A 12,011-nucleotide genomic window follows, 5' to 3' on the forward strand; every position below is an offset into this window, starting at 1 on the left:
TGCCCCAGAAAAGGTCGGCCGGAAATGCGAACTCGCGGAAGGGAGCCTCAGTGAGCGGCAACATAGTGGACCTGGAGGAATTTGGTCCAGTGTTTACCGAGAATCCCTATCCGATTTATCGGGAGCTGCGGGCGAGAGGCCCCGTGCACCGGGTGCGGTTGCCCGGCGGCCTGGAGGCGTGGCTCGTCGTCAGCTACGAGGAGGCGCGGGCCGCGCTCGGCGACGCGCGGCTGCGCAAGGACTGGTCCTTCGCCGCCCCCGAGCTGCGCAGGATGCGCACCGGCAGCGAGGAGAACACCACCCAGCTGTTCGGCCGGAGCATGCTGAGCGCCGACCCGCCGGACCACAGCCGGCTGCGGAAGCTGGTCTCCAAGGCGTTCACCCCGCGCCGGATCGAGGCCCTGCGGCCGAGGATCGAGGAGCTCACCGCGAACCTGGTCGGCGCCCTGCCGGGGGGTGGCCGGGCCGATGTCATGGAGGCGCTGGCCTATCCGCTGCCCATCGCCGTGATCTGCGAGATCCTCGGGGTGCCCGCCCTGGACCAGGACCGCTTCCAGGAGGCGTCCAACAAGCTGATCTCCTCGGACGCCCCGACGCCCGACTACTTCGAGAGCGCCACGCGGCTGAACGCGTACCTCGACGAGCTGGTCGCGGAGAAGCGGCGGGCGCCCGGGGACGACGTCCTCAGCGCGCTCGTCCACGTCACCGACGAGGACGGCGGGCGGCTGAGCGACGAGGAGCTGCGCGGCACGGCGTTCGTCCTGCTCTTCGCGGGCCACGAGACCACCGTCAACCTCATCGGCAACGCCACGCTGGCCCTGCTGACGCACCCGGAGCAGCTGGCCGCGGTGCGCGAGGACTGGTCGCTGCTGGACGGGGCGATCGAGGAGACGCTGCGCTGGGAGGGGCCGGTGGAGGCGACGACCTGGCGGTTCGCCTCGGAGGACCTGACGATCGGGGACACCCTGATCCCGGGTGACGGCGACATCGTCCTGATCTCCCTGGTGTCCGGGAACCGCGACGAGGGGGTCTACGAGGACCCGGAGTCCTTCGACATCCGCCGGCGGACGGGCGGCCACCTGGCCTTCGGGCACGGCATCCACTACTGCCTGGGGGCGGCGCTGGCCCGGATGGAGGCCCGGATCGCGCTCCGCGCCCTCTTCGAGGGCTTCCCCCGGATGACGCTCGGCACCCCGGTGGACGAGCTCCGCTGGCGCCCGGGGATGCCGATGCGCGGTCTGCTCACCCTCCCCGTCGACCTGGGAGGGCCCGCCGGGACCCCGCTGTACGGGGGCCGGGAGGTCCCGGCGGCGGCCGCGGCATGACGCCGTGACCGGTCCTGCGGCGAAGGGGCCCGCGTGTGTCACGCGGGCCCCTTCGTCACCCCTGTCCGCCCGTGGCGGCCAGCGCCCGGTCGGTCGCGTCCTGCCAGGCCGTCCAGCTCAGCAGCGCGCACTTGACCCGCGCGGGGTATTTGGAGACGCCGGCGAAGGCGACCGCGTCGTCCAGCAGCTCCTCGTCCGCCTCACCGGGCGCGGTCCGGCCCTTGGACCGCATCAGCTCCAGGAACGCGTCCCGGATGCGCTCCGCCTCGGCCAGGTCGCGGCCGACCAGGAGGGTGTTGAGCACGGAGGCGCTGGCCTGGCTGATGGAGCAGCCCTGCCCCTCGTACGAGACGTCCCGTACGAGGCGGCCGTCGAGCTTCACCCGCAGGGTGATCTCGTCGCCGCAGGTGGGGCTCACGTGGTGCGCCTCGGCGTCGCCGTCGCGCAGCCCTCGACCGTGCGGGTTCTTGTAGTGATCGAGGATCACTTCCCGGTACATCGAGTCGAGATTCATGGCGGGTTTCCCTCAGCTCTTGGTCATGGCCGGGGTGGTGGCGGGCGCCTCTTCCGGGGTCTGCTCGCCCTTCTTGATCAGCCGGCTCGCGATGCCCGAGGAGATCAGGCCGAGGACGATGAAGCCGAGCCCGAAGAGGCTGAGGTTGTGCACGCCGACCAGGCGGATGCCGGCGGCGCCGGTGAGGCCGGAGGCGGACACCGCGAGGTAGGTCGCGGCGGCGTTCAGGCCGATGGTGAGGGTGCCGTGCGCCGGGGAGATCGTCAGCAGCCGGTGCTGGAGCGGGACGAGCGAGGCCCAGCCGCAGATGCCCCAGACGAAGATGGCGACGATCGCGGTGCCCAGGTAGCGGTTGGACAGCGGCATCAGCGCGAAGTCGATGCCCGCGACGATGATCGCGACGGCGATGATGCGCTTGCCCGGGATCTTGTCGGTGAGCCGGCCGGCACCGAGGTTGCCGACGGTCGCTCCCGCGCCCCAGACGAAGAGCAGCACGGCCAGGATCGTGCCGTTGCCGTCCGTGGCCCGGTCGTAGGACTCGGCCACGAAGCTGTAGTTGGTGTACAGGCCCGTGAAGACCAGCACGGTGGTCAGCAGGGTGAAGCCGACCCGGGCGTCCTTGAGCGGGGCCATGCGCTTGCGCAGGTTGACCGGGGGCATCGACGGGACGTCGGGCATCTGCACGGCGATGCCGACGGCGCCGAGCACGCTGAGCACGGCGACGAACCAGAGCGTCGCCTGCCAGTTGACCTGGCTGCCGATGACCGTGCCGATGGGGGCGCCGAGCGCGGTGGCGCCGCTGAGACCCGCCATCACGATCGCGAGGGCCCGGCCGCGCTGCTCCGGCGGGGCGAGCGCCGCCGCCGTGGTGCTCGCGGTCGGGGTGAACATCGCCGCGCCGAGACCGGCGACCGCGCGGCTGGCCAGGACCAGCCCGAAGGTGGGCAGGACCGCGGTCAGCGCGTTGCCGATCGCCAGGATGAGCAGACCGGCCAGCAGCAGGCGCTTGCGGGGCCAGTGCGCGGTGGTCGCGGCCACGATGGGCGACAGGATCGCGTAGGTGAAGGCGAACACCGTGATGAGCAGGCCCGCGGTCGAAATGCTCACGTCGAGCGAGTCGGAGATCTCGGGGAGGATCCCTGCGATGACAAAGCTGTCCGTACCCACCGCAAAGGTTCCCAGGGTAAGGAAGAGCAGGCGACTGTACATTTCCCCTCGCTTAATATGGAACAGATCGTTTGACAGTCGTCATACTAGAGCTCAGCCCCGTGATCGTGTCAAGATACAGTTTGATCGCCATGCAACGGATACAATCGCTGCGTCAACTTGACGGAGGGAGGCCCGGTGGCTCGCTACCTCGCGGAACCGGACGCGGTGGGCATCAAGTTCGTAGAGGTCATGCGCGCGCTCGCGGACCCCGTCCGGCTGCGCATGCTCCTGGTGCTGGCGGACGGCGAGTACCACCCGTGCTGGCCGGAGGAGTTCCTGGTGGGCGTCCATAAGTCCACGCTGTCGCACCACTTCCGGGTGCTGCGCGAGGCGGGGATCACCCGGACCCGCCTGGAGGGCCGCAACTATTTCGTTCAATTGCGTAGAGAAGACCTGGATGCCCGATTCCCCGGTCTGCTGGACGCCGTGCTCGGCGGCGCCCGGGAATTGGATGTGACGGACGCGCCCGACGCGGCCGATGTCTGAAACGTGTTTCGTCCGCGCTACGTGAGATGAACGTGGGGTTGCCGCGCCGTGTATAAATAGTTCAAAATGCACCATCCTCCCGTCAAAGGCGGCGCACAGTGCCTTCGGGACATGGGTATACCGGGCGGCGTCGACGGTGCGGAGCGAAGTCGCGATTCTCCGCATCCAGGAGCTGAGATGATAGAGACCAAGCCGGTCGCAGGGCGCCGGGAGCGAAATAAGCAGCGCGTACGCCAGCGGTTGTACACGGCGGCCGTCACGCTTTTCGCGAAGCAGGGCTACGACCAGACCTCGATCGACGAGATCACCGAAGAGGCGGACGTCGCACGGGCCACGTTCTTCAATTACTTCCAGCGCAAGGAAGACATCATCATCGCCTGGGGCGACCTGCGGCGGGAGAAGCTCCAGGCCGGCCTTGGATTCCTGGCCGCGCCGCGCGGCGATGTCGTGGCACGCCTCGATCAGTGCGTGTCCGCCCTGGTGGACATCAACGAGGAGGAGCGGGACATCACCCGCGCCATGCTCCTCGCCTGGGTGAAGGCCGGCCGGCCGATGCTGGAGGACCCCTATTCCAGCGGGATCTTCGCGGAGATCGTCGAGGAGGGGCTGCGGCAGGGCCAGATATCCCCCGGCGTGGACGCGACGAGGGTCGGCCAGCTGCTGCGCGACGCCTATCTGGGCGCCCTCTACCGCTGGACGCAGGGGAAGAGCGCGGAGGCGGACCTCCATGTGGAACTGCGGGAGCTGTTCCACATCGTCCTCCGCGGCATCATGCCCGGCTACGCGCTCGGCGTGGAGCGGCCGCTCGCGGCCGCCCCCGGGCCGAGCGGGGTCACCGGCACCGCCTGACGGATACGGCGGCCGGCGGGCGGGACCCCGCTCGCGGTGGCTGAGCGGGCTCGGCGAAGTCCGGTGCGGTTCGGCAGCGCCCGAAGAGGCGCGGGGAACTGCGCGACCGGCCACGCCGCACCCGCGGACGGCGCACCGGACTTTGCGCGGAGCGCTCAGCGCAGGGAGCGGGCCAGCCCCCCGATGCTGTCCTCGCCCAGCAGCCGGCCGATGCTCAGGTCGACGCCGCGCTCGGTGAGCAGCCGACGGCGCAGCTGACCCGCCATCAGGGAGTCCAGGCCGAGGTCACGCAGCGGCCGCCGGGCGTCGATCCGTTCGGGCGGCAGCCCGAGCACCGCGGCGACCTCGGCCAGGAAGCGCTCCTCGGCCGTCCCCGCCCCGGTCCGCGGCCCAGGGGGATCCGCGTCCGCCACCGGAGGCGCGGCGACAGGGGCGGCGACGGGCGCGGTCGTCGTCATGGCGGGCGCGGCGGAAGGCCGGCGCGCCGCGACCGGTGCCTGCGGGGCCGGCCCGGTCCCGGCGGCGGGCGCCGCCGTACGGGCCGCCGCCTGCTCGAACAGACTTCCCATGTGCGAGAGCAGCGCCGTGGCGCCGCCGCGCACGGTGGCGACCGACGGCACCCCCACGACGAACTCCGGCAGCCTCGGCAGCAGCGAGGCCACCCGCTGCGGCAGGGACGCCCCGGCTCCGTCGATCCGGTGCATCCGGATCCCCCGGAACGCGGCGAGCACGGTGCCCTCGCCGTCGAGGAGCAGCACCTCGGCCCGCCCCTCGGCCCGCGCCGGGTCCGGTGCGAAACGCGCCAGGCTCCAGAACTCCGAAGGGAGTTCGCCCGAGATCTCCACGCGGTCGACGGACACCGGGACGTAGGCGTGGGTCGCGGCGGACGGCGCGCCGGCCAGCGGGTAGGCCGCGGCGACGGACTGCAGGCCCGCCTCCCACAGGGCCGGCTGCGCGGCTCCCGCCAGCCGCATCCGGGCGACCGCCTCCCCTTCCGTCCGCCACGCCTGGGCCACCGCCCGGGAGGCGTCGCCGAACTCGTAGCCGCGCGCCACGGCCAGCCGCTCGAACTCGGCGCCGGGCAGATAGGTGCGGCAGCGGGCCAGGGCGTCGTGCAGCTCCCCGGCGCCCTCCCCGGCCTCCGCCCACGCGTCGTCGCCGCGCCGGACCCGGGCCGTCATGCACAGCACGGGCGGCCGCCCGTCGCCGTGCGGGCGCAGCGCCTCGACCCGGGCCCGTGCCCCGCCCGCCGGGCCGTCGTCCGTGACGGTGACCCGGAGCGTCACCCCGGCGCCCTCGGTCACGTCGACGAACTCCTCGCCGAGCCGGACGTCCGCGAGGACGTGGCGGCCGTCGTCGCCCTCGTCGCCGGTGCGTGCCGTGTCGAGCACCGCCGCCACGTAGTACGCGGGCGGGATCGGCGCGAGCCCGCGCAGGGAGGTGACCGCGACCGACGCGGCCACGGGGAACTCGCGCACCCGCGCACGCGGCGGCGCGGCCCGCTCCGGGCCCGCGGGCAGCCGGTACGTCTCGGTGTCCCACGGGTAGGCGGGCAGCGGCACGACCGGGCCGCGCCCGGAGAACCAGCGCTCCCACGCCACGGCGGCCCCCTGGGCAAACAGCTGTCCCAGCGAGCGGGCCATCGTCAGCCGCTCGTCCTCGTGCCGCCGCAGCGAGGCGACCGGCGGCACCGGGGCGCCCGCGTCGCGCAGCACGTCGTCGACCGCCGTCAGCAGCACGGGGTGCGGGCTGACCTCCAGGAAGACGTGCTCGCCCTCCTTCGCCACGGAGCGCACGGTCTCGGCGAACTCCACCGGGCGGCGCAGGTTGTCGGCCCAGTAGGCGGCGTCGAGCTCGGGCCCCCGGACCCGGTCGCACCGCACGGTGGACACCATCCCGGTCGTCGCCCGGGCCGGTCGCAGGCCGGCGAGCGCGGTCAGCAGGTCCTCGCGGATCAGGTCCATGTCGGGGGAGTGGGAGGCGACGTTCACCTTGAGCACGCGGTGGAAGACGCCCCGGCCCTCCAGGGCCCGGCCGAGCTCCCGGAGTTCGGCCGGGTCGCCCGCGAGCACCGTCGACCTCGGCGAGTTCTCCACCGCCACGCAGAGGGAGCCGAACCCGGCCGCGGCCCGCCGTGCCTCGTCGGCCGACAGCTCGACGACCATCATGCCGCCGCGCCCGGCCACCCGCTCCATCAGCCGGCTGCGGCGGCAGATCACCGCGGCGGCGTCCTCGACCGAGAGGGCCCCCGCGACCTGCGCGGCGGCCACCTCGCCCATGCTGTGGCCGACGCAGACGTCGGGCTCGACGCCCCGCTCGCGCCAGGCCGCGGCCAGGGCGACCTCCACGGCCCACAGCACGGGCTGGACGACGGCGACGTCGTCGGGGAACTCCTCCGTGGCCGTGGTGAGCAGGTCGAGCACCGACCAGCCGAGCTCGTCGCGTACCGCCTTGTCGCAGGCCGCCATGGCGGTGCGGAAGGCGGCCGAGGTCTCCAGCATCCGGCGGCCCATGCCGAGCCACTGCGACCCCTGGCCGGGGAAGACGAAGACGGTCCTGCGGGGGCCGCCGAACCCGGCCTCCGCGATGCCGCCGTCGGGGGTCCCGGTCCCGTCGGCGAGGGCCCGCAGGGTGGCGGCGAGGCCGTCGTGCGTCGTGCCGACCGCCCACAGCCTGTGGGTGTGCGCGTCGCGGCGCGTGGCCGCGGTCGCGCACAGGTCCCGCAGGGAGTGCCGCCGGCCGGGCCCGGCCGGCCCGAGGTGCGCCGCGTACGCGCGGGCCAGCCGCCGCAGGGAGGTGTGCGAACGGGCGGACAGGACCAGCAGGTGCGGGCCCGTGGCGTCCTCCTCGGGCCGGTCGGGGGCCGGCGCCGGGACGTACTCGGCGATCACGGCGTGCACGTTGGTGCCGGACAGCCCGAACGAGCTGACCCCGATCACGGCCCGCTCGCCGGCCTTCTCCAGCGGCCGGTTGGCCCGGACGACGTCGAGGGGCGAGTCCTCCCGGGCGAGCAGCGGGTGCGGCGTGCGGACGTGCAGGGACGCGGGGATGAGGCCGTGCCGGGCGATCAGCACGGCCTTGATGAGACCGGCGACGCCCGCGGTGGCCTCGGTGTGGCCGATGTTGCTCTTCACCGAGCCGATCGGCAGCGGCCGGCCCGCCGGCCGGCCGTCCGCGACGGCCTCGGCCAGGGCGCGCAGCTCGACGTCGTCGCCGACGGGCGTCCCGGTGCCGTGGGCCTCCACGTAGTCCAGCCCGGCGGGCGTGACCCCGGCGCCCCGGCACGCCTCGTGGATCATCTCGGACTGGCCGGACACGGCGGGCTGGAGCAGCAGGCCGGAGCCCCGGCCGTCGTTGTTGCAGACGCTGTTGCGCAGCACGGCGAGTACGGGGTCGCCGTCGCGTTCGGCGTCGGCGAGCCGCTTGAGCACCACGACGCCCACGCCCTCGCTGCGGACGAAGCCGTCGGCGGAGACGTCGCCGAACTTGCAGCGGCCGTCCGGGGCCATCATGGCGCCCTGGGTGTAGGCGATGGAGTCCTCGGGCGTGAGGATGATGTTGACGCCGCCCGCGATCGCCAGGTCGCTCTCGCCGGTGAGCAGGCTCTGCCGGGCGGTGTGGACGGCGGTCAGCGAGGACGAGCAGGCGGTGTCCAGCACCATGCTGGGGCCGCGCAGGTCCAGGGCGTAGGAGACACGGCCCGCGGTGATGGCCCGGAGCCGGGTGCCGGCGGCGGTGCGCACGGTGCGGGCGGCCGGCGCGATGGTCTCGCCGTACTCGGCGGTGGCCTGGCCCACGAAGACGCCCGTACGGCTGCCGGCCAGGGTGGACGGGACCACGCCGGCGCTCTCCAGGGCCTCCCAGACGACCTGGAGGAGCAGGCGCTGCTGGGGGTCGGAGGTGACGGCCTCCACTGGGGAAATTCCGAAGAATCCTGCGTCAAAATCGAACGGCTTGTCGAGAAATCCGCCGTACGGCGACACGGTCTTCCCCGGAGCGCTGCCGGTGGGGTCGTGGTGGTCGGCCACGGGGTACCGGTCGGACGGCACCCGGGTGATGGCATCCGTATTCTCCGTCAGCATTTTCCAGAATGCCTCGACATTCGGCGCGGCGGGAAATCGGCAGCCCATTCCGATAACAGCAATATCTTTCCCGTTCTCGTCATCCAGGTGATTCATACTTCAAATGTATACCAGCGCACATGTTTTATTCGGCGAGAAGTCGTCGGCCTTCCCCGGCCACCTGTGCGTGTGACCGACATACCTGCATTGTTCGGCATTTGCGCATTTATGTTTCCTTGACTGAGACGTGGGTCACGATTAAGTGCGCCAGGGTGCAAAGACCGTCTACTGTCCAGTTGTAGACGCGAGTCCATGTTTTGAGTTGTCGATGCGAGGGGGTCGGTGACGGATGCGTGACTGGTGGCCACAGATCGGGAGAGTGGATCTCCTGTCCGTCCGTGAGAAGGACGTGTTCTGGCTGCTCGGAGCAGGTTGTTCCAATCGCTCCATCTCGGTGCGGCTCCAGGTGACGGAGCGCACCGTCAAGGCCCATGTGGCCCGCATACTCACCAAGTTGGAAGTGGAATCACGCCTTCAGGCCGGCCTCGTCTCGTACATCTACCACCAGACGCAAGGGCGCCATCTCGCCGTGGTCAAGGCCGGCTGAGGCGCCGCGGCCGGTGGGCCGGTCGCTGGCCGGAACCGGCCGCCGCGCCGTGCGCCGTCGGCCAACTTGGTTCGAGGAACGTCAAACCTTTGTGAGGCCGGTGGCCGGGCGGGGGGTGGGGGAGGCGGATCCGTCGTTGCGTCCTTCGCTCCGCGCCGCCGGTTCCGGCTCTTTCGCCGTCCCGCTGTGCAGGAGAATCGAAAATGATTTATCGCAGCCCATTCCAGGAAATAGATCTTCCGAGCCGACCGCTCGACGAATATATTCTGGAGGGCGCTTCGGAGCGCGGTGACCACCCCGCCCTGGTGGACGCGGCGAGCGGCCGGACAATTACCTACGCGGAGCTGGCCGAGCTGGTCGGGTCCGTGGCCGCGGGGCTCGCCGACGCGGGGCTGAAGCCGGGCGAGGTCCTGGCGGTCTACGCCCCGAACTCCCTTTTCTACCCGGTGGCCTGTCTCGCCGCCGCCCGGGCCGGGGCCGCCGTCACCCTGGTGAATGCGCTGGCCACCGCCAAGGACCTGGCCCGCCAGCTGCAAGATGCGGAAGCTCGCATTCTCTTTACCGTGTCCGCATTGCTTCCCACGGTCCGCGAGGCCGGCGGCACCGTGCGCGAGGTGTTCGTCCTGGACGAGGCCGCGGACCACCGGAGCATCGGCGACCTGGCCCGCTCCGGCGCCGGGCGGCCGGCCGCCGACGCCCCCCGGCGCAGCGCGGACACCGCCCTGCTGCCGTACTCCAGCGGCACGTCCGGGGCGCCGAAGGGCGTGGTCCTCACCCACGGCAACGTCACCGCGAACATCGCCCAGATGAGCCACGCCCTGGAGGTCACCCCCGACCACAGGGTGCTGGCCGTGCTGCCCTTCTTCCACGCCTACGGCTTCAGCACGCTGATCGGTGTCACCCTGCGCTCCGGCGCCACCCTGGTGGTCCTGCCGCGCTTCGACCTGGCGGGCTTCCTCGACGTCCTGACCGGGCAGCGCATCACCCACGCGCTGGTGGCGCCGCCCATCGCGCTGGCCCTCGCCAAGCACCCGCTGGTGGAAGGCCGCGACTTCTCCTCGATCCGGCAGCTGCTCAGCGCCGCCGCCCCGCTCAAGCCCGAACTCGCCGAGATGGTCCACCGGCGCATCGGCGTCCCGGTCGTCCAGGCGTACGGCATGACCGAGCTGTCACCCGGCGCCCACGTCCCGCCCCGCGGCCAGACCCCGCCGCCCGGCTCGGTCGGCAAGCCGCTGCCCTCCACCGAGTGCCGGCTGGTCTCACCCGAGAGCGGCCTCGACGTCGCCCCGGGCGCGGAGGGCGAGCTGTGGATCCGCGGCCCCCAGGTCATGCGCGGCTACCTCGGCCGGCCCACCGAGACCGCCGAGGTGGTCGACGAGGACGGCTGGCTGCACACCGGCGACCTGGCCCGGGTGGACGAGGACGGCTGGTTCTTCATCAGCGACCGGGTCAAGGAGCTCATCAAGTACAAGGGCTACCAGGTGCTGCCCGGCGAGCTGGAGGCCGTGCTGCTCACCCACCCCGGTGTCGCCGACGCGGCCGTCGTCGGGGTCGTCGACGAGGACGGCATGGAGACCCCGCGGGCCTATGTCGTCGCCGCGCCGGGCGCCGGGGGCTCCGGGGCGGGCGCCGCGCTCACCGCCGAGGCCGTCATGGAGTACGTCGCGGCCCGGGTGGCCCCGTACAAGAAGGTGCGCTCGGTCGCGTTCCTCGACGCGCTGCCCCGCTCGAACGCGGGCAAGATCCTCCGCCGCGAGCTCCGGAACCTCGCCGCCGGGGCGGGCCCGGCCGGCTCATGAGACCCGGCCCGCCGGGGCCCCGGTCCGGGGCCGGGGTGACCACCGTGGCCGGGGCCGATTCCGCATGGGGCAGAAGGGGGCGGGGAACCGTGGGGGCGGGATCCCCGTTCTCCCGGTGGGGGTACGCGACCAAAAGATCGTCCCCAAGCACGAGCGCATTCTTTTGCCTACCCATTACCCTGGTCGCAAGGCCGCGCAGGGTGGCCACGGAGGAGTGAGGATGAGGAGCAGCAACCCGGTCTTCTCGCGAGGGTTCCGCGACAACGGCTACGCCGGCTTCAACGGTGCCCCGCAGGCCGGGACCGCGGCCCAGGGCAACCCGTACGCGAACAACCCCTACGCGGAGCCCACCAACCCGTACGCGACGAACCCGTACGCGCAGGGCGGCCCCGGCCTCCAGCAGGGCGGCCCGCAGGCCCCGGCGCAGCCGGGCCGGATGACGATGGACGACGTCGTCATGCGCACGGGCACCACGCTGGGCCTGGTCGTCGTCGCGGCGGTCATCGGCTGGGCGGCGAAGATCCCGGTGGGCGTCGGTTTCGCCGCGGGCCTCGTCGCGATGGTGCTCGGCTTCGTCCAGTCCTTCAAGCAGAAGCCGGTCCCCGCGCTGATCCTGGCGTACGCCGCGCTGGAGGGCCTGTTCCTCGGCGTGGTCAGCCGGTCGTACAACCACTACGCGGACGGCGCCCCGGTCCAGGCGGTGCTCGGCACGATCGCCGTGTCCGTCGGTGTCCTGATCGCCTACAAGACGAAGCTGATCCGCGTCGACCGCCGCTTCATCCGCTTTGTGACGGCCGCCGCGATCGGCTTCGTCCTGCTGATGCTGGTGAACGTGCTGTTCGCGGCGTTCGGCGGCGGTGACGGCCTCGGCCTGCGCTCCGGCCCGCTGGGCATCGGCGTCGGCGTCATCGGCGTGCTGATCGGTGCGGCCTTCCTGGCGATCGACTTCAAGCAGATCGAGGACGGCGTCCGCTACGGCGCCCCCCGCGAGATCGCCTGGATGGCGGCCTTCGGCCTCACGCTGTCGCTGGTGTGGATCTACATCCAGATGCTCCAGCTGGTCACCGCCATCACCGGCAACGACTAGCGGCCCGGCCTGACGGCCGGCGGCTGACGAAGGGCCCGGGAAGACATCGTCTTCCCGGGCCCTTCGCATGTGCG

Annotated in this window: 9 protein-coding genes; 6 read left to right on the forward strand and 3 right to left on the reverse strand. The window is 72.1% G+C overall.

The features are described 5' to 3' along the window. Positions 1–89: 89 nt before the first annotated feature. Positions 90–1,325 (forward strand): cytochrome P450 family protein, encoded by a 1,236-nt coding sequence (locus AF335_RS21840; RefSeq protein ID WP_244927120.1) that lies wholly within the window; start codon positions 90–92, stop codon positions 1,323–1,325. Positions 1,326–1,380: 55 nt separating this feature from the next. Here AF335_RS21840 and sufU read toward each other — a convergent pair whose 3' ends face one another. Both sufU and AF335_RS21850 read right to left on the reverse strand, forming a co-directional pair. Further along, the gene (sufU, locus tag AF335_RS21845; protein WP_102920167.1) at positions 1,381–1,839 is read right to left on the reverse strand and encodes a Fe-S cluster assembly sulfur transfer protein SufU; all 459 of its coding nucleotides are present in this window, start codon (positions 1,837–1,839) and stop codon (positions 1,381–1,383) included. Between the two features lie 12 nt (positions 1,840–1,851). Next, positions 1,852–3,048: an MFS transporter gene (locus tag AF335_RS21850; protein WP_102920168.1), complete on the reverse strand. Its 1,197-nt coding sequence runs from the start codon at positions 3,046–3,048 to the stop codon at positions 1,852–1,854. Between the two features lie 135 nt (positions 3,049–3,183). Between AF335_RS21850 and AF335_RS21855 the strand changes: the two genes are divergently transcribed. Both AF335_RS21855 and AF335_RS21860 read left to right on the forward strand, forming a co-directional pair. Next, complete coding sequence (locus AF335_RS21855; RefSeq protein ID WP_244927121.1) at positions 3,184–3,534, forward strand: ArsR/SmtB family transcription factor; 351 nt, start codon at positions 3,184–3,186, stop codon at positions 3,532–3,534. Between the two features lie 177 nt (positions 3,535–3,711). Further along, positions 3,712–4,383 carry a TetR/AcrR family transcriptional regulator gene (locus AF335_RS21860; RefSeq protein ID WP_170127781.1) on the forward strand — a complete coding sequence of 224 codons (672 nt, stop codon included), beginning with the start codon at positions 3,712–3,714 and terminating at the stop codon, positions 4,381–4,383. A 155-nt stretch (positions 4,384–4,538) separates the two neighbouring features. Here AF335_RS21860 and AF335_RS21865 read toward each other — a convergent pair whose 3' ends face one another. Further along, positions 4,539–8,561, reverse strand: coding sequence for a type I polyketide synthase (locus AF335_RS21865; protein WP_102920170.1), 4,023 nt, complete (start codon positions 8,559–8,561; stop codon positions 4,539–4,541). Between the two features lie 262 nt (positions 8,562–8,823). Between AF335_RS21865 and AF335_RS21870 the strand changes: the two genes are divergently transcribed. From AF335_RS21870 to AF335_RS21880, 3 genes are all read left to right on the forward strand, one after another. Further along, on the forward strand, positions 8,824–9,051 hold the full coding sequence (locus AF335_RS21870) for a helix-turn-helix domain-containing protein (RefSeq protein ID WP_244927122.1): 228 nt from the start codon (positions 8,824–8,826) through the stop codon (positions 9,049–9,051). Between the two features lie 203 nt (positions 9,052–9,254). Continuing rightward, positions 9,255–10,850 (forward strand): AMP-binding protein, encoded by a 1,596-nt coding sequence (locus AF335_RS21875; protein WP_184743505.1) that lies wholly within the window; start codon positions 9,255–9,257, stop codon positions 10,848–10,850. 220 nt (positions 10,851–11,070) lie between these two features. After that, positions 11,071–11,937, forward strand: coding sequence for a Bax inhibitor-1/YccA family protein (locus AF335_RS21880; protein WP_102920172.1), 867 nt, complete (start codon positions 11,071–11,073; stop codon positions 11,935–11,937). Positions 11,938–12,011 lie beyond the last annotated feature (74 nt).

It is taken from the genome of Streptomyces eurocidicus (genome assembly GCF_002891295.1).
Taxonomy (GTDB): Bacteria; Actinomycetota; Actinomycetes; order Streptomycetales; family Streptomycetaceae; genus Streptomyces; species Streptomyces eurocidicus.